15 protein-coding genes and 3 pseudogenes are annotated in these 17,950 nt (G+C 64.5%); 12 read left to right on the top strand and 6 right to left on the bottom strand.

Annotated elements, in window-relative coordinates; translation table 11 throughout:
• Nucleotides 1-28: 28 nt before the first annotated feature.
• Both WBP06_RS27215 and WBP06_RS27210 read left to right on the top strand, forming a co-directional pair.
• Nucleotides 29-1,219 (top strand): cytochrome P450, encoded by a 1,191-nt coding sequence (locus WBP06_RS27215; protein WP_395335679.1) that lies wholly within the window; start codon nt 29-31, stop codon nt 1,217-1,219.
• Between the two features lie 140 nt (nt 1,220-1,359).
• Complete coding sequence (locus WBP06_RS27210) at nt 1,360-1,677, top strand: 2Fe-2S iron-sulfur cluster-binding protein (RefSeq protein ID WP_395335677.1); 318 nt, start codon at nt 1,360-1,362, stop codon at nt 1,675-1,677.
• A 119-nt stretch (nt 1,678-1,796) separates the two neighbouring features.
• Here WBP06_RS27210 and WBP06_RS27205 read toward each other — a convergent pair whose 3' ends face one another.
• Together WBP06_RS27205 and WBP06_RS27200 are read right to left on the bottom strand one after the other, a co-directional pair.
• Nucleotides 1,797-2,357 (bottom strand): metallophosphoesterase family protein, encoded by a 561-nt coding sequence (locus tag WBP06_RS27205; protein WP_395335675.1) that lies wholly within the window; start codon nt 2,355-2,357, stop codon nt 1,797-1,799.
• The gene (locus WBP06_RS27200) at nt 2,354-3,832 is read right to left on the bottom strand and encodes an enoyl-CoA hydratase-related protein (RefSeq protein WP_395335673.1); all 1,479 of its coding nucleotides are present in this window, start codon (nt 3,830-3,832) and stop codon (nt 2,354-2,356) included. Before WBP06_RS27200 ends, WBP06_RS27205 begins: the two co-directional genes overlap by 4 nt.
• A gap of 122 nt (nt 3,833-3,954) precedes the next feature.
• Between WBP06_RS27200 and WBP06_RS27195 the strand changes: the two genes are divergently transcribed.
• From WBP06_RS27195 to WBP06_RS27180, 4 genes are all read left to right on the top strand, one after another.
• Nucleotides 3,955-4,926: an NAD(P)H-dependent flavin oxidoreductase gene (locus WBP06_RS27195; RefSeq protein WP_395335671.1), complete on the top strand. Its 972-nt coding sequence runs from the start codon at nt 3,955-3,957 to the stop codon at nt 4,924-4,926.
• On the top strand, nt 4,919-5,650 hold the full coding sequence (locus WBP06_RS27190) for an enoyl-CoA hydratase/isomerase family protein (RefSeq protein WP_395335668.1): 732 nt from the start codon (nt 4,919-4,921) through the stop codon (nt 5,648-5,650). Before WBP06_RS27195 ends, WBP06_RS27190 begins: the two co-directional genes overlap by 8 nt.
• Entirely contained in the window at nt 5,647-7,257 is a 1,611-nt protein-coding gene (locus WBP06_RS27185) for a GMC family oxidoreductase (RefSeq protein ID WP_395335665.1), read from the top strand. Before WBP06_RS27190 ends, WBP06_RS27185 begins: the two co-directional genes overlap by 4 nt.
• 70 nt (nt 7,258-7,327) lie before the next feature.
• Nucleotides 7,328-8,149 carry an IclR family transcriptional regulator C-terminal domain-containing protein gene (locus WBP06_RS27180; protein WP_395335662.1) on the top strand — a complete coding sequence of 274 codons (822 nt, stop codon included), beginning with the start codon at nt 7,328-7,330 and terminating at the stop codon, nt 8,147-8,149.
• 18 nt (nt 8,150-8,167) lie between these two features.
• On the opposite strand, the gene WBP06_RS27175 is transcribed toward WBP06_RS27180, so the two are convergent.
• The 3 genes from WBP06_RS27175 to WBP06_RS27165 form a co-directional block, all read right to left on the bottom strand.
• The gene (locus WBP06_RS27175; protein ID WP_395335660.1) at nt 8,168-8,971 is read right to left on the bottom strand and encodes an enoyl-CoA hydratase/isomerase family protein; all 804 of its coding nucleotides are present in this window, start codon (nt 8,969-8,971) and stop codon (nt 8,168-8,170) included.
• A gap of 29 nt (nt 8,972-9,000) precedes the next feature.
• On the bottom strand, nt 9,001-10,197 hold the full coding sequence (locus WBP06_RS27170) for a cytochrome P450 (RefSeq protein ID WP_395335657.1): 1,197 nt from the start codon (nt 10,195-10,197) through the stop codon (nt 9,001-9,003).
• Nucleotides 10,198-10,271: 74 nt separating this feature from the next.
• Entirely contained in the window at nt 10,272-11,429 is a 1,158-nt protein-coding gene (locus tag WBP06_RS27165) for an alpha-hydroxy acid oxidase (RefSeq protein ID WP_395335654.1), read from the bottom strand.
• 132 nt (nt 11,430-11,561) lie between these two features.
• Here WBP06_RS27165 and WBP06_RS27160 point away from each other — a divergent pair, with 132 nt between their 5' ends.
• Both WBP06_RS27160 and WBP06_RS27155 read left to right on the top strand, forming a co-directional pair.
• Nucleotides 11,562-12,914 carry an MFS transporter gene (locus tag WBP06_RS27160; RefSeq protein WP_395335651.1) on the top strand — a complete coding sequence of 451 codons (1,353 nt, stop codon included), beginning with the start codon at nt 11,562-11,564 and terminating at the stop codon, nt 12,912-12,914.
• On the top strand, nt 12,911-13,756 hold the full coding sequence (locus tag WBP06_RS27155; protein WP_395335648.1) for an SDR family NAD(P)-dependent oxidoreductase: 846 nt from the start codon (nt 12,911-12,913) through the stop codon (nt 13,754-13,756). Before WBP06_RS27160 ends, WBP06_RS27155 begins: the two co-directional genes overlap by 4 nt.
• Nucleotides 13,757-13,807: 51 nt before the next feature.
• Here the strand turns inward: WBP06_RS27155 and WBP06_RS27150 are convergent, their stop codons facing one another.
• On the bottom strand, nt 13,808-14,125 hold the full coding sequence (locus tag WBP06_RS27150) for a helix-turn-helix domain-containing protein (RefSeq protein ID WP_395335645.1): 318 nt from the start codon (nt 14,123-14,125) through the stop codon (nt 13,808-13,810).
• 437 nt (nt 14,126-14,562) lie between these two features.
• On the opposite strand from WBP06_RS27150, the gene WBP06_RS27145 reads away from it, so the two are divergent.
• The 4 genes and pseudogenes from WBP06_RS27145 to istB all read left to right on the top strand — a co-directional run.
• Nucleotides 14,563-15,057: a hypothetical protein gene (locus tag WBP06_RS27145; protein WP_395335642.1), complete on the top strand. Its 495-nt coding sequence runs from the start codon at nt 14,563-14,565 to the stop codon at nt 15,055-15,057.
• Between the two features lie 98 nt (nt 15,058-15,155).
• Nucleotides 15,156-15,617: pseudogene (locus tag WBP06_RS27140) on the top strand (IS21 family transposase); the annotation flags it as partial.
• Between the two features lie 5 nt (nt 15,618-15,622).
• Nucleotides 15,623-17,032, top strand: a pseudogene (gene istA, locus WBP06_RS27135) (IS21 family transposase); the annotation flags it as partial.
• Nucleotides 17,029-17,877, top strand: a pseudogene (istB, locus tag WBP06_RS27130) (IS21-like element helper ATPase IstB); the annotation flags it as partial. The pseudogenes istA and istB, both read left to right, overlap by 4 nt.
• Nucleotides 17,878-17,950 lie beyond the last annotated feature (73 nt).

Below are 17,950 nucleotides of genomic sequence, written 5' to 3'. Positions count from 1 at the left end.
CCCGGCTCCCTCAACGGGTGAAGATGCTATGACGACACAGCAGACACTTGAGACATTCGACATCCACGCGCCGCAAGCCCGCTCGGGCGCGGAATGCCTGTGGGCGAAGATGCGTGAAATGCAGGGCTTGTACCGGAACGAAAGCTACGGGGGCTACTACGTCGTGTCCCGTTACGAGGACGTGCTGAAAGTGCTGACGAAGCCCGCGCTGTTCTCCTCGGCGCACGGAATAACATTGCCCCCGCCGACATCCGTGCGCAGCCTGCACGTCCCCGCCGAAGTCGATCCGCCGATGCACGGGCAATACCGGGCGCTGATGATGCCGTTCGTGATGCCGGAGAAAGTGCGCATGAGGGAACCCGTCGTCCGGGCGATGGTAGAGCGGCTTCTCGCACAAGTGCCGGACGGGGTGTCCTTCGACTTCGTGCGGGTAGTGGGCCGTCCCCTGCCGATCCTCGTCGCTCTCGACCTGCTCGGCATGCCCGCCGAAGACGCTGCGGATCTGGAACAGCTTGTCGGCCAGTTGCACAGCGATGTCGCCGCCGGCAAGTCCAGCGGCGCGATCGGACGGATTGAGGACTACGCCAAGACGATCCTCGACCGCCGCCGCCCCACCGCAACCGACCCCGTCGAGGATCTTGTCTCGTCGGTCCTGCTGGGCAAGGTCGATGGCCGCCCGCTGACCGAGCATGAACAAGTTTCGATGATCCGGCTCCTTCTGATCGGCGGCTTCGACACGACTTCGGCGACCCTGACCGAAATGATGCGCTGGATCGCCAGCGAGCCCGAGCAGGCCCGTCGTCTGCGCAAAGACCCCTCGCTGATCCCCGGCGCCATCGAGGACGTTGTGCGCTTCACCTCGCCAGCCACGTATCTGCGCCGGGAAGTAACAGAAGATGTCGAACTGGGCGGCACCCAGTTGAAGAAAGGCGATTCCGTGCTGGTGGCATTCGGGTCCGCGAACCGGGATCCGAACAAATTTCCTAACCCCGACACGATCGATCCAACTCGCAAGCCCAACATGCATGTCGGCTTCGGCGCGGGCAATCACCGGTGCATCGGATCGTTCCTCGCCAAGATGGAACTGACGACTGCATTCGAAGAGATATTCTCGCAATTCAGTGAATTTTACGTCGATCGCAGTAAGTCCGTAGCGTACACTAGCGGGCTTGGTCAGGCCATCATCTCGCTGCCGATGATATTCAAGCGAAAGTCTTGAATATCGGCACAGAATATGAAAGCGGTTTCCGATCCACCCGTGTCGGATAAATTTCCATAAGCGACTGATTTACCAAATTTTCTAAACCTTCAGGTGATTCCACCTCATTGGGAAATGCCCTAAATAATCGGGATGATGTCATGAGTTTCATTTTAGTGCGCGATCGTCAGGGTATCGAGCAGACCGTCTCTGGCGACAACGGCCGTTCGGTGATGGAAGCGATCCGCGACAGCGGCCTCGACGAACTCCTGGCGCTGTGCGGCGGGTGCTGTTCCTGCGCGTCCTGCCATGTCTATGTCGATCAGGATTTCGTCGGTCATCTGCCGCCGATGTCCGACGACGAAAACGATCTGCTTGATGCCCTGCAAAGCCGCAACGACCTGTCCCGACTGGCCTGCCAGATCAGGCTCACCACGGAACTGGACGGCCTCAAGGTGACGATCGCCCCCGAGGAATAAATATTCCGCAGGAATGCAGAAGGCCATTTTCCGTACGAAAAGTCGTCATTCCGGATCGTGCGCGGGATGACGATCCCGAACAACGGCCCCCTTGACCGGGGCGCCATCGGCTGTGCCGCCTAATCGAGATCCATGATCCGGCCTTCGCCGGTTGTCGTGTCCAGAACGGCGCAACTGCGTACGAACCCGCGCGGCTCGGGACGGCCTTCGCCGACCGAGCCGGGGTTTATCACCAGGGTGCGGCCCAGACGGCGCACCACCGGCACATGCGTGTGCCCGTAGATCAGCACGTCGGTTCCCTCCTCCTCGAACCCGGCGAAGCGCGGGTGCGCGGGGGTGACATAGGCGAAGTCACCTGCCCACGGCGTCGCATGGACGACGCGCACCCTCAGGCCGCCGAGATCGAGGCGCAGTTCCTCCGGCCGTCCGGCCAGCCAATCTCCGGTCATCGCATCGATACGGCCGCGCGCGCCCTCGCCCGACAGGAAAGCAAGGTCGTGGTTACCGAGGATAGTCTCCGCACCCAGTGCCTGCAGCAAAGCGACTGTGCGGCTGCAGAACCGGCTCTGGTCGATCACGTCCCCGGCGCAGACCAGCCGGTCGATCGCGCCCATCCGCGCGACCGCCAGTGCCAGCACATCGTGCCGGCAATGAAGGTCCGAGACGATCCCGATCCTCACAGTCCGCCGACGAACGCCGGGCCGCCTCGCCACAGCGGCCATAGCCCGCCCTTCACCGCTGCAACGTCGATATCTGAAGCCCGCATGACCCGCCCTTCGGCGACGAGCGCCCGGGCTTCCGCCACCCCCGCCGAGACCAGCGTCTCGATGATCGCCTCATCCACCGCGCCGCCGCCCTCGCCGGGAATCGCCTCAGGGCCGAAGCCGTAGTCCCGCGCGGAAGCAACGATGTCGGCCATGTCGCGCCCCTCGGCCAGCAGCACATCGACTGCGCGGGTCAATGCCGCCGCAAGGCGATCGGCCACCCGTACCGCGCCGAGCCTGACGAAGATCGACTGCACCCCTTTGCTGCGCAGCATGGCCATCACGCCCAGCGCCACATCCGGCGCTGTGCAGTCGCCGAGTGCGATCTCCCACAGGCCCTCGCCCGTCGCGATTCCGACCACGCGCGAAGGGTCAGATTCTGACGATGCCTCAAGTCCAGCCGCATTGCACCGGATCACCGCGTCCTGCCCATCCGGCAAAGCCAGCTTCAACAGGCGGTCATCCACCTCGCCCTGCAGCGTGACGCCTGCCAGCGGGTGGGGTTGCACGGCTTCGGCTCCCGCCAACTTCGCGGCCGCACGCTCGGCGAAGAACAGGTGGCGCTGCGCCGCCGATTCCGGGCTGGCCGTCAGGGCGCGGGCAATATCGCGTTCGCGCACGATGCCTTCGTCGAAAGACAGCGTCGCGGCGGCCTCGATCGCCTGCAGCGCGCCCTCCGGTGCCTTCAGCCCCACGAACATCTCGGGGTGGCGCTTGCGGAAGCCTGCGAAGATCCTTTCGATCTCAGCCGCATCGCCGTGCATCACCACATCGCGCACCCGCCGCAGCGAGCGACCTTCGCGCAGCACCTGTTCGGCGAAGGCGACCGCCTGCTCCTCTAGCCTGCCCTCCTCCACCACCGCATCGATCAGGCCAAGTTCGAGCGCCTCTGCCGCGCCGACCTTGCGACCCAGCGCGATCATCTCCACCGCCGCCTCGACACCTACGATGCGGGGCACCCGCTGCGTTCCCCCCGCCCCCGGCAGCAGGCCCAGCGCGACTTCGGGCAGGCCCACCGTAGTCGAGGGCACCGCCACGCGGAAATGCGCCGCCAGCGCCACCTCGAAACCGCCGCCCAGCGCCGTGCCGTGCATCGCCGCAATCACCGGTTTGCCGGACGCCTCGAACGCGGCCATGACATCGCCCAGCAGCGGCGGCTCTATCGGACGATTCAGTTCCTTGACGTCGGCTCCCGCAAAGAACGTCCGCCCCGCGCACTGGATGATCAGCGCGCGGATCGATTCGTCCGCAAGCACCTGATCGACGCCCTCGCACAGTGCCACGCGAACATGGTGGCTGAGCGCGTTGACCGGCGGATTGGTTACCGTGAGTACCGCTATGGTGCCGTTGTGTGCCGTTAGGTGCGCGGTCTTTGCCGTCGCTGCGCTCATTGTGTCCTCCCCAATCCATCATACACGTCGATGATCTGCTTGACGCTGATTGCCTCAAGACGGCAAAAGGTGCAATAAGTGACCAACAGAGCGATTAACGCACAATAATCAAGGAGAGGGTCTTGACGCTGGCATCCGATATCCGTGCCCGCCTGGTACTCCCGGCAATCTGCGCGCCGATGATGCTGGTCTCCGGCCCGAAACTGGTCGGCGCCGCTGCCAAGGCCGGGATAATGGCCGGATTGCCGCGCCACAATGCCCGCACGCACGAGGAATTCGCGCAGTGGCTGGAAGAGCTGCACCGCGACCTCTCAATGCACCGCGAACGCCATCCCGAAACCCGCATCGGCCCGATCGCCGCCAATATCATCGCCAGCCGCCCACTGGAGGAAACCCTCCCCGACATCCGCTTGTGCATCGCGCGCGGAATCACGCACTTCATCACGGCACTGGGAAACCCCGCCGAGATCGCCAAGGCCATCCACGACCACGGCGGCACGATCCTGCACGACGTCACCAACCTGCGCTTTGCCGAAAAGGCTATTGCGGCGGGTGTTGATGGACTGGTGTGCATCGGCAGCGGCGGCGGAGGACATTCGGGCACACTCAACGCGCTTGCCTTCCTCCCGCGCGTCAGAGCGACGTGGGACGGCCTTGTCGTATTCGCAGGCTCGGTCTCGTCGGGCGCGGCGATCCGGGCAGCCGAAGTGCTGGGGGCTGACCTCGTCTACCTCGGCACGCGCTTCATCGCCACGCAGGAATCGGGCGCCCCACCCGAATACAAGGCAATGCTGGTCGATCACGCCTCGGCCGACCTTGCCTACACACCCGCGATCACCGGCGTGCCCGCCAACTGGCTGCGACCCTCGCTCGATAGCAGGGGTATCGCCCCCGAGATGCTGGCACCCGCCACGCGCAATCATGCGCACTTGCCCGAGGGCACCCGCCCCTGGCGCGACTTGTGGAGCGCAGGCCAGGGCATCGACCTGATCAACGACGTGCCCGACGTCGGCACTCTCGTCGGCCGCCTGCGCCGCGAATATGCCGAAGCCTGCGCCGTCCCGGACATGGCCCAGATCGCTGCGCATGCCTGATCCCGAATCACCGATTCTGATCGAGGATCGCGACGGCATCCGCCGAGTCACGTTCAATCGCCCTGCGGCACGCAATGCGTTGACGCGCGCGATGCGCCGCGACTTCGCCGCGCTAATGGCCCGAACCGCGGAGGACGCGGGCATCGGCGCCGTCATCCTGACCGGCGCGCAGGGCTGTTTCAGCGCCGGAGTGGACCTCAAGGACCGGCCGGACGGCGCCGCACCGGTCAAGCCCGATCCGGCAGCCGCATTGCGCTCGCTGGGCAAGCCGGTGATCGCCGCCATCGACGGGCCCTGCCTGACCGGCGCGCTGGAGATGACGCTGTCCTGCACGATGGCGATCGCAACCCCCGCCTCACGCTTCGCCGATACTCATTGCAAGGTCGGCTTCTTCCCGCGCTGGGGCGGCGCTTCGCTGCTGGTACGCGCCATCGGCACCCAGCGCGCGGCGCAGATGATGCTGACCGGAGAACCGATCGACGCCGCGACCGCGCTCGCCTGGGGCGTCGTCAACGAAGTGGTCGCGCCTGAAGCTCTGCTGCCCCGTGCTGAGGCACTGGCGACAGCGATGATGGCCCGCGCAGCCGCGCAGCCGCTTGCATTCGACCTTCACATGCAGTTCCTGCGCGATGCCACAGCAGGAAAGGACACCATGCGCTCCGAAGCGAACATGCTCTCCCTGTTCGACGAAGTCCGCCACGAGAGGACCATCACCACGCCATGACTACGCTCGACGGCTACGACTACATCATCGTCGGCGCAGGCTCTTCGGGCTGCGTGCTCGCCAATCGCTTGAGCGAAGATGCGAAAGTCCGCGTGCTGCTGCTGGAAGCAGGCGGCAGCGACAGGCATCCGTTCATCGCCATGCCGCGCGGTCTCGCCAAGATCATGGCGAACATGCGCTATATCTGGCCGTTCATGACCCGGCCCGAGCGCGGATCGAACGACACTGCCGAATTCTGGGCCCGCGGCCGGGTTCTGGGCGGATCGAGTTCGGTCAACGGCATGGTCTACAACCGCGGCAGCGCGGCGGACTTCGACGAACTCGCCGCGCTGACCGGCCCGGAATGGAGTTGGCGCCACATCGGCGAGGCCTATCGCCGGATGGAGAACCACGAACTTGGCCCCGACGCGACGCGCGGCGATGCCGGGCCGCTGCGCATCTCAATGCCGGAAACGCACAATGCGCTGACCGAAGCTGTGCTCGACGCGGGCGCGACGATGGGTCTCGCCAAAGTCGAAGACGTCAACGATCCCGCCGATGCGCCGCGCATCGGTTATGCCCCGCGCACGATCTGGAAGGGCCGCCGCCAGAGCGCCGCGACGGCTTTCCTGCTGCCGGTGCTGGACCGCCCGAACCTGACGGTGGAAACGGGCGTCGTCGTCGATCGCGTGCTGTTCGAAGGCAAGCGCGCAGTGGGCGTGATCGCACGCCGGAACGGGCAGGAACTGCGCCTCGCGGCCGAGCGAGAGGTGATCTTGAGCGCCGGAGCGCTCGCCAGCCCGGCGATCCTACAGCGCTCGGGCGTCGGTCCTGCCGCCTTGCTCGAACGGATCGGCGTGCCAGTGGTCCACGACAATCCCGCCGTGGGCGAAAACCTGTTCGAGCATCGCGGCGTCGTGTTTCAGTGGCGCGTGCCCGATGCGATGTCGCAGAATCGCGAATTCCGGGGCCTCGGCCTCGTGCGCAGCGTCCTGCGCTATTATCTGAAGCGCAAGGGGCCCATGGCAGGCGGCGCTTACGACTTGGGCGCCTGGCTCAAATCCGACGCGGCCCTTGCGCGGCCGGACATGCAATTGTTGATCTCACCGTTCACCTTCGACTTCACCGCAATGCCGATCAGGGTGGAGAAGCACGGCGGCCTCAACATCTGCGTCTATCCTATCCGCCCGAAGTCGCGCGGACATCTAACCATCGCATCGCGCGATCCCGAGGCGCTGCCTGACATCATGCCTGCCTATGTCACCCATGACGACGACCGTGCGATGGTGACGACGATCTTCGCCACCGCTCGCCGCTTCGTCGCGCAGCCGCCGCTCGCCACCTATATCAAGGCCGAGACCCGTCCCGGTCCAGAGCACACCAGCGAAGAGGCGATCGAGGCGGCCTATCTCGCCACCGGCTACACCAACTACCACGCCTGCGGCACCTGCCGGATGGGTAACGATGCAGCCTCTGCCATCGACCCGCGCCTGCGGGTGCGGGGCGTCGACGGGCTGCGCGTAGTCGATACCTCGATCTTTCCGTTCATGCCCGCCGGCAATACCAACGCGCCCGCGATGGTCGTGGGCTGGCGTGCCGCAGATCTAATCTTGGACAAGGAAGAGTGACGCGCAGGACTTGTCGAACGCCCTGCAACCGTACAATAATCGCACAGTTGATTGGTAAAGGGTAACGTACATGGCGGGCGCCAACGTGGAAGAACTAGTCGAGGCGGGTGCCGCCATAACGGAAACGGGCAAGAAGCCAGTGCGCGACGTCGACCGGATGGGTGGCTTCGCCAAGGGCCTCGCGGCGATCGAGGCCTTCGGCAAGGGGCGCGACCGGCTGACGATCGCCGAAGTCGCGCGCCTCAGCGGCCTCGACCGCGCCTCGGCTCGCCGCTGCCTGCTGACGCTGGTGGAATTGGACTATGCCGTCGCCGACGACCGCTATTTCGAGCTGACCCCCCGCATCCTGAAGCTGGGCCAGTCATACCTTTCGGCCTCGCTACCGCAACTGCTGCGCCCGGCGCTGTCGCAACTGGCCAACCGCATCGGTGAGAGCTGCTCGGCCGCCGTGCTCGACCATCACGAGATAGTCTACATCGCGCGCGACACGCAGCATCACATCGTCGGCACCGGCCTGCACCCGGGCAGCCGCCTGCCCGCCTACTGCACCTCGCTCGGCCGCGTGCTGCTGGCGGCGCTGCCGGTGGAAGCGGCCAAGAAGACCATCGAGGGTAGCGTGCGCCAGCCCCTCACCGGCCACACGCTGACTTCGGTGAAGGACATCATGGCCGAGATCGCGCGGGTGCGCGAACAGGGCTATTCGATCATCGACCAGGAAGTTGCGCCCAATTCGCTGTCGATCGGCGTGCCGGTCATCAACAGCACCGGCAGCACGATCGCCGCGATCAACGTCGGCTTCCACGCCTCGCGCGGGAGCAAGGAGCGAATGGTCGAGGAAATCCTGCCCGCCATGCTCGACGTCCAGCGCAATCTGGCGGAGACCCTGCCCTGAGTGGCAGGGCCATCCTGCTCAGCTTCCCTTGAACACCGGGTCGCGCTTTTCGAGGAATGCGCGCGCGCCCTCCTTGTGGTCGTCGGTGAACAGCGTCAGTTGGTCATAGGCCAGCGAAGTCTCGAATGCGCCTGCCGTCATCTGCTTGAGCAGCAGGTTGACCGACATCTTGCCGTAGGAGATCGCCAGCGGCGGCCCCGCCGCCAGACGGCGCGCATAGCCGTCGACGAAGGCGTCTAGTTCGCCATCGGGAACGCAGTAATTGATGAGGCCGATCTCGGCCGCCTTCTCGGCGACGATCGGTTCGCCCAGCATCAGGTACTCCTTGGCGCGGTGGAAGCCGAGCAGCAGCGGGAAGAAGGCAACCCCGCCATCGCCCGGCGCGATGCCCATGCGCACGTGGGAATCGCAGAACTTCGCGCCTTCCGCCGCGATCACCATGTCGCAGGCGAGGGCGATATTGACGCCCACGCCGTAAGCCGGGCCCCGCACTTTGGCGATAATCGGCTTTTCCGCATCCAGCATGTTCCAGAACAGGCGGCGCGCGCTCTTGGTCGGCGGACGTCCCTTGCGACCGGTCTGGTTCTCGCCGTCCTGCATCGACAAGTCAGTGCCCGCACAGAACGCGCCGCCCTCACCGGTCAGGATCACCACGCGAATGTCGTCGTCGCGATCGACGTCGTCCCAGATACGCTCGATCTCCTGGTGCATCGGGCGTGACACGGCGTTCTTGCGGCGCGGATTGTTGAGCGTCAGCGTACAGACGCCGTCGTTCTTTTCAATCTTGATCCACTGGTACTGACTGGGATCGATGGCAGGCACGTAAATTCCCTTCTAGTAACGAAATGACGTCAACCCGCGCGCCGGTGGAAACGCATCGTCATCGACATGATGCCCTGCCCCAGCCCGCTTGAATAGCTGATCGGCGGCTCGGTCTCCAAAGCGAAGCCCTCGAAGCGATCGAGCAGTTCAGTGAAGGCCACGCGCATCTGCGCCTTGGCGACGAACGAGCCGACGCACCGATGCCGCCCCGCCCCGAAACCGACATGCATGTTCGGCTTGCGCCTGGCATCGATGCTTTCGGGGCAGGCGAACTTGGCCGGATCGCGATTGGCAGCGGCGAAAGCGACGAGCACCGAGTCCCCCACCTCAAGCGGCGTTCCGGCCAGTTCGGTCGGCGCCATGACCTCGCGGCGCAGGTAAGTGGAGGGCGAGGAGAAGCGCACGATCTCTTCGCTCGCGGCATCGATCGCAGCAGGGTCGGCACGCAGACGCGTGGCCTCGTCCGGGTTCTCGGCCAGCCACTTCATCATCGTCGCCAGCGCGATCGACGTCGTGTCGAAGCCGCCGACGAGGATCTGGCGCACCATCGACATCTGCTCCGCTGCGCTGAGCGCCCTCCCTTCCACCTGCCCGCGCAGGATCGAAGCGACGACGTCGTCGTCCGTATCGCTCAGCGTACGGCGGCGCTGCGTGATCACGTCCTCGGTGAAAATCCTGAGCCGCTCGGCCGCACCGGTCGGAGTACCGGTGGCGACTTCGTGGTGAAGATCCTCGACCATCTGTTCAAGTTCGGCAGCATGGCTGCGATCGATCCGCATGATGTCGAGCGCAACCACAATCGGCAGCGGCCGCGCGAAGAAGCGCACGAAGTCGAACGGCTCGTCGTCGGGAATGCGCGCGATCAATCCGCGCGCGATCTCGCTGATCGCGGGCTCCAGCGCGCGGGCGTGCGGACCATCAAGCAGCGGCTGCATCAGCGCGCGGTATTCGCCGTGGAGCGGCGGGTCGATCTCGGCCGGGATATGAAAGCTGCGGATGCTGCCAGGCGGTGGCAGGGTGATGCCTTTGCCCGATCCGAAGACCGCAGGCGTCATCAACACCTTAAGAGCATCCTCATGCCGCGCAGCGACATAGAACCCTCCATAACGCGCGGAGTGGACGAGTCCGTCGTGTTCACGCAAACGGCTCCAGACGCACGGACCGCGCTCGTAGGCATCGGCCGCGTGGATATCGAGATCGATGTCATGGCTCGGATCTTCCGCCATCCCAACTTCCTTTTTGAGCGATAGTCGCCCTATTGTTTCTTATTCGACCATTGACAGCATTCGGGCCTTCCCTGTCAACCCGCTTCGTGCATGGCCACGCCGCCGTTCCGCCAGAGGGCCGAGCCATCGACCTCGTCGAACCGCGACAGATCAAGGTTGGCCAATGTCGCCGAGAGGCTGCGACGGAACAGGTCGAGGATCTGCGCGACACCATGCTCCCCGCCTGCTGCGAGGCCCCAGAGCCACGGCCTGCCGATCAGCGCGGCATTCGCCCCAAGCGCGCGGGCACGCACGAGATCGGCGCCGCGCCGCAAGCCGCCGTCGAGCAGGACTTCGCAGCGCCCTCCCACTGCGTCGATAGTGGCGGGCAAGGCATCGAGAGTCGCCGCCGATCCATCGAGCACCTTGCCACCATGGTTCGATACGACGATGCCATCGACCCCGCACTCCAGCCCCTTGAGCGCATCGCCCGGCCGCATCACGCCTTTGAGCACCAGCGGACCCGACCAGCGCTTCCGCACCCAGCGCAAGTCGTCCCAACTCATCGGCGTTCGCGTCAGCAGCCGCCCGGCATCGGCCACACGCAGCATCGTGCCATCATCTCGCCGGGGCGCGTTCGGCGCCGGCATGGCAAGGCCGCCGCGCAGCAGCGACCACAGCCAGCGCGGCCTGCCCAGCGCCGAAGGAGCGAAGCGCAGGATCGAGGCCCGATCACTCGGATCGGGCAGTGGCGGCGCGATCCGGTCGGCGGGCGATACCCCGGCGATGTCGGCCGTCACCACGAGGACGCGGCATCCGGCCTCGCGCGCCAGCTCGATGCAATAGACGGCGCCTTCACGGCCACCGATCATGTAGAGCTGGAACCAGCAGTCGGGGTTAGCCGCCACCACATCCCCCGCAGGCGCACTCGCCCATGTGCTGATCGCGATCGGCAGACCATGGTGTGCCGCCGCCCGCGCCGCGCCGAGTTCTCCGTCAGGATGGACGATGCGCACGAAGCCAGTCGGCGCGATGGCCAGAGGCATCGCGCATTTGCGGCCCAGAATGGTCGCCTCCAGATCGGGCCGCATCGCGGTCGGGCAGGCTGCGGGCAGGAAACTCCACCGGGTAAACGCCGCTTCGTTGGCGCGCACGGTGGCCTCGTCCTCCTTGCCGCCATCGACGTAGTGAAACACGGCAGGAGGCAGGCGCCGACGCGCGATTTCCCTTGCTTCCGCAACACTTCGGAACATCCGGCCTCTCTCCTTCCCCGTGCTTGGCCAGATCGGCAGCCACGATCAATGTTTGATTATCGCTCATTTGTTCAATATAGAATCATACCAAGCAAGCATAAAAGCGGCGAACCGCGTCATCCGGGAGAGAATATGTCATCGATGCCTGAGGGCTCCCCAGTGCCTGCGGACCTGCCACCGGCCAGCGCGCGGAGTTGGCTCGTCGCCGGACTGCTCGCGTTCTGCTACACCATCGGGTATCTCGACCGGCAGGTCATCAGCCTGCTGATCGCGCCGATCCAGACGGCGTTGCATATCGACGACACCCGGTTCGGACTGCTCCAGGGCGTCAGCTTCTCGCTCTTCTACGTCGCCGCGACGCTGCCGCTGGCATGGCTGGCTGACCGCACGCGCCGTTCGCGGGTGATGAGCGGGTGCGTCGCGGCCTGGAGCGTGATGACGATGGCCTGTGGCTTCGCGGGCACCTTCGGCCAGATGATGACTGCCCGCATCGGCGTGGCTGTGGGCGAGGCTGGTCTCACCCCCGCCGCGCTGGCGACGCTGTCAGACCGCTTCAACCGCCGCCAACTGGCCACCGCGACCTCGTTCTACATGCTCGCGCCGTTCATCGGCGGTGGTTTCGCTCTCGGACTCGGCGGGGCGATCTATGCCTGGGCGGATGGTCTCGAACCCGGCTCGGTGCCGGTACTGAGCACCATCGACGCCTGGCAGGCGGTGTTCCTGATCGTCGGCGCGCTGGGCCTGATACCCGCTGCCCTTCTGCTGCTCATCATCGACCGCAAAGCTGTACCCTCACGGAAGGAGAACCCGCCCGGCTTCGGCGAAGTCTTTGCGCTGTTCGGCCGTCACTGGCAGATTTTCGTGCTCTACCAGCTTGCCATGGCGGCGGTGATGATCCTTCTCGCCAGCTACATCAGTTGGCTCCCCGCCGCGATCATGCGCTCCAAGGGCATCGACGAGGCGGAAGTGGGACGGCTGTTCGGCCCGGTCTACCTCATCTGCGGAGCCGCCGGGACTCTATCCGCCGGAATGCTGGTATCGCGCCTTGCAAGGCAGGATCCGGCGGGGACGGTACTGCGGGTCATCCTGTGTGCGCTGGCTCTGGTCTGGCCGCTCGCGGCGTTCGGGCTGCTGACATCCTCGCTCTATCTGGAACTGACGCTGATGGGCGCGGCACTGTTCCTCGTCAGTTGCGTGACGAGTCTTTCCTCGCTCACCTTTCAGTACGTCACTCCGCGCCATCTGCGCGCGCAGGTCATGGCGATCATGGCTATGACCGCCGCGCTGCTCGGCACCGGACTGGGACCGATCCTGTCCGGCTACATGAGCGATCGCCTGACCGGCTTCACGCACCCGCTGTCGGCCTCGCTGGCGATCATCGGCGCCATCACCGTGCCGCTCGCCTTCACCCTGATGGCGCTGTCGCTGCGGTATCACGCAAGGACGCGGCTCGACCTTCACCTGCAAGCACCGGAGCAAGCATGACCAAACCTATCGCCTGCATTCTCGGCGCCGGCTCGGGCATCGGCCGCGCCACGGCCGAAGTCCTTCATCGACAAGGCTACGAACTGATCCTCGCCGACCTTTCGACCGCGCCGCTCGATCCACTTCGCGCGGCATTCGGCGCGCAGGCCACCGCGCTGGACATGTCGGACGAAGCGGATCTCGCAACTTTCGCCGACAGCCTGCCCGAAATCGACGCGCTGGTGATAACGGCGGGCCTATCCCCCAGCATGGGCAGCTTCGAGCGCATCCTTGCCGTCAACCTCACGGCCACCGCCGTCGCCGTGGAACGGCTCGGCCAGCGCCTCGTCCGTGGCGGCGCGGCGATCGTCATCAGTTCGATGACAGCGCATACCGCGCTGGTCGAGAACGCCGAGATAACCGCCATGCTCGACCAGCCGGACCAACCCGATCTCGCCGCACGGCTAGCCGGGATCGTCGGCAGCGAAGCCGCCTTGCCGGGCATGGCCTATGCGCTGTCCAAGGCGGGTATCCTGCGCATGGCACGGCGGCTCGCCGCGCCTTTCGGGAGAGAGGGGCGCCGGATCTGCTCGATATCTCCCGGATGCATCGATACGCCGATGGGACTGCTGGAAATGGGGCGCAGCGAAGCCTCTCGCGAAGCCTTGCTCTTCGCCCCGATCCCGCGCTCGGGAACAGCCGCGGAAGTGGCGGAGGCGATCGCCTTTCTTGCGTCTCCGCAGGCGAGCTATGTGACCGGATGCGACTTACAGGTCGATGGGGGCTGGATAGGCGCCTCGCAAGCAATCTCGGCAAATTCTCCTCTAAGCGAAGCCGTCGCGGCGGCTCGCTCAAAAGTGTAGATCGCCGCTCATCATGCTCGAAGAAAGTTATGGAAGAATCATGCATCGATATTAAGATCGGAGAACCGACTTTGCGGCGTAGCTTGGCCGATACTGCGTGTACCAGTGATAGCGAGCAAGCCAGCTTGGGGCGCAAGGCACGGTCCCATGCCGCCCGATCGGACGCGGTCGCCCGACACCGTGCAACGCCGCCATTGGTCTGATTTCCCGGCTGATCGTCGAAGGCGCCCGGCCCAACCGCCGTGCTATCGCACGCGAGGGTTCAGTGACGCTCTGGCCCCGCGATATCTCCTCCCGCTCGGCAAGGCTCAGCGCACGACTGACACGCTTGCGATCGGCGGGCCGGATGCCGCCGGTCGGCGAAATCACCGAAAATACCGACGATGACTCTCGATCAAACCCTGGCTGGTCGGTAGTCCAAGTTGCTGGAGCAGCCAATAGGCCTTGCCTTGCTCAATGCGTTGCTCCAAGTCGAGGTCGAGATGGTTTCGCTCGCGATCTACGACGAGCTTTGTCGAACAGAGAGAGGCGCATGAGCACAGTTCGCACAATCGATGCATAGCGCCTGAGCCTGATGCTCGGTCAGGCATCTCAGCATAACCCGGAAATGGAGACAGTTCAGGCGTTGCTCGCTGGTCTGCTCACCTGTGGCCGATGCGGAAGGCGATTGTCTGTTAGTGATAGGGGGGGCCAAGCCATCCCTATTATCAATGCAAGACTATCAACCCGAAATGCCGGAGAACCGCCAAACCCCGATGCATGACTTTTGGCGCGTCTCGGATCGATCCTGCTATCGGCAAAGAGTATTGAGCGCCATAACGCCAATAGCAATCGAGGCCGCGACAGAAGCTGACCGGGTGCATCGGGATAATCTGGAAGAGCGACACCGCATGGTGGAGCTGGACTTGCAGCAAGCACGATACGAGGCATCTCTCGCCGAGCGCCGCTATGCCGCTTGCGACCCTGACAACCGCCTGATCACAGCCCAACTCGGGAAGGGTTGGGAAGCGGCGCTCAGGCGTGTGGAAACCTGCGAAGCTGCTTTGACACAGGCACGACAAATCGACCTTGGCATCCCGATCCCGGATTTTGCGGGCATTGCCACTGACCTGGAGGCTGCTTGGCGCGCACCAAACGTCGATATGCGTTGTCGCCAGCAACTCCTGCGCGCTCTCGTGACTGATATCGTCGCCGATGTCGACGAAGAGCAACGTACAGTCATTTTGACGATCCACTGGAAAAGTGGTCAACACTCTCAACTGCGTATTCGCAAGCCGAACCCTGGCGAACATGGCCAGTGAGAACACCGGGAATAAAAGGGGCCACGGACCGGACCGGAGCAGCGGGATAAAAAAGGGCCAGTCCTGTTAGACCTTCGCTTTTGTGCGGAGGTGGAAGGATGAAGAGAGTGGAGCTTTATCAGAAGGTCCGCCGCGCCGTACTGATTGACGGGATGAGCCGTCGCGCTGCCGCCCGGTATTTCGGGATCGACCGCAAGACTATCGACAAGATGCTGTGCTTTCCGGAGCCAGCTCCACATGGCCGAAGTGGTCGCACCTACGGTCGTAAGCTGGCCGGATTTACGGACATTATCGACAAGATCCTGGAGGATGATCGCACGGTCCATAGCAAACAGCGGCACACTGCTGCCCGTATCTTCGAGCGGCTGCGCGATGAGCATGGCTTCACCGGCGGCATAACGATTGTTCGCGATTATGTGGCCGGTGCCAAGCTGCGCAGTCGCGAGGTATTTATCCCGCTGAGCCACAAGCCGGGCCACGCCCAGGTGGACTTTGGCGAGGCCGACGGGATCATCGATGGCAAGCTGGTTCGGTTTCACTATTTCTGCATGGACCTGCCGCATAGAGCCTGGCGACCGGCTATCGGGTGCTGCAGGATGCGCGCCTGCCTTCCCAGCGACAGGCACCGCGCGGCCGACGGCGCCCTGATCCGCTATCGGGCATTTTCGAAGAGGTTGTCGTGCCGATGCTGGAGGCCGCCCCCGGTCTTCGTCCTGTCGCGATCTTCGAGGAACTGCGCCGCCGGTACCCGGATACCGAGTTCGGCTCACGACGAACCCTGGAGAGGCGTATTCGCGACTGGCGAGCTCTGAACGGCCAGGATCGGGAAGTCATCTTCAGGCAGGTTCATGAGCCGGGGCGGCTCGGCATGTCCGATTTTACGTGCATGAACGATCTGGAGGTCGCCATCGCCGGGGCGCCTTTGGACCACTTGCTCTATCACTTCCGCCTGCCTTGCGGCGGCTTTGAACATGGGCACGTCATTCTAGGCGGCGAGAGTTTCGTCGCCCTGGCCGAAGGGCTGCAGAATGCGCTCTGGTCTGCCGGCGGAGCGCCCAGGCTGCACCGTACCGACAGCTTGTCGGCCGCCTTCCGCAACCTGGACGCAGATGCGAAGGCCGACCTGACCAAGCGCTATGACGCCCTATGCGCCCATTATGGAATGGAGCCGACGCGCAACAACACAGGCATTGCCCACGAGAACGGTGCGATCGAGAGCGCCCACGGCCATATCAAGGCTGCAGTGAAGGACGCGCTGTTATTGCGCGGGACCACGGACTTCACCGACCTTGCCGCTTATCGCCGCTTCATCGACGAAGTCGTGACCGCAAGGAACCGGCGCCACGGTCCCGGCATCGATGCTGAGCGCAAGGCGCTGCAACCCCTCCCGAACGCACGGACTACCGATTACGAGGAAGTCCTCGTGACAGTGACGTCCTCGGGCGGCTTCACCCTGCGCAAGGTGTTCTACACGGTCCCCTCGCGCCTGATCGGACATCGCCTGCGCGTGCGCCTTTACGACGACCGTCTCGATGTCTTCATCGGCGGCACAAGGCTCATGACCCTGCAGCGCGGCCGCGCCGGTGTGAACGGTAAGCACGGCCACGTTGTCGATTATCGCCATGTCATTCATTCCCTGCGCCGCAAGCCGATGGCGCTGCGGGGATTGGTCTATCGTGACAGCCTGTTCCCCCGCGCGCCCTACCGCCTCATGTTCGAGCACTTGCTGGAAGCTGTGGGCGAGAAAGAAGCCTGCCGGATCATGGTCGAGCTTCTGGCCATGGCCCACGAGCGCGCCTGCGAGGCGGAGCTGTCCCATATCCTGGAGGAGGACCTGGCAATCCGCAGGATCCCATGCCTGTCGGCACTTCGGGCCCGCTTCAGCCCCGATCCCGCCACTTTGCCTGAAGTCGTGGTCGAGATGGTCTCGCTCTCGATCTACAACGGGCTGATCGAACAGGGAGAAGCGGCATGAGCACGGCTCCGATGATCGACGCACAGCGCCTGGGCCTGATGCTCAATGAACTGCGCTTGCCAACCATCAAGCATATCTGGGGCGATTTTGCAGCCCAGGCGGACAAGGAAGGATGGCCCGCGAGCCGGTTCCTTGCAGCTCTCGCCGAACACGAACTCGCCGAACGCGATCGTCGCCGGATCGGGCGTCATCTGGCTGAAGCCCACCTGCCGGCGGGCAAGACGTTGGACTGCTTCGCCTTCGAGGCCGTGCCGATGATCTCCAAGGCACAGGTCATGGCCCTGTGCGCCGGCGATGGTTGGCTCGACCAGGGTTCCAATCTCATCCTGTTCGGCCCGCCAGGCGGGGGCAAAAGCCATCTGGCGGCGGCGATCGGTCTGGCATTGGTGGAAAATGGCTGGCGAGCACTGTTCACCCGCACCTCTGACCTCGTCCAACGTCTGCAGGTGGCTCGCCGCGAACTGACGCTAGAATCCGCAATCGCCAGGCTCGACAAGTATCATCTGCTCATTCTCGACGACTTCGCCTACGTCTCACGCGACCAAGCGGAAACCTCTGTCCTCTTCGAACTGATCAGTGCCCGATACGAGCGCAGATCCCTGCTCATCACCGCCAACCAGCCCTTCGGTGAATGGAACCGCGTCTTCCCGGACCCGGCAATGACGCTCGCTGCGGTCGACAGGCTCGTGCATCACGCCACGATCTTCGAGATGAACGTGGAAAGTTATCGCCGGCGCACGGCTCAGGCCCGCCGCACCGGGGCTGGACGTCCTGCCGCCTACACCACTCCGAAAGTCCTCGAGACCATCCGCGACAATCAGGATGAGAACGAGATCCTTGCCGCATTGCCTCGCCAGAAATGCTCCTTTGAATTGAGTGTTGCCTCATCAGAAATGTTCCCGAGCCAGCGGCGTCGGG

This window comes from Novosphingobium mississippiense, assembly GCF_044029535.1.
Taxonomy (GTDB): domain Bacteria; phylum Pseudomonadota; class Alphaproteobacteria; order Sphingomonadales; family Sphingomonadaceae; genus Novosphingobium.
The sequence above is the reverse complement of the archived record's forward strand: the minus strand, read 5'-3'. Positions and strand labels throughout refer to the sequence as shown.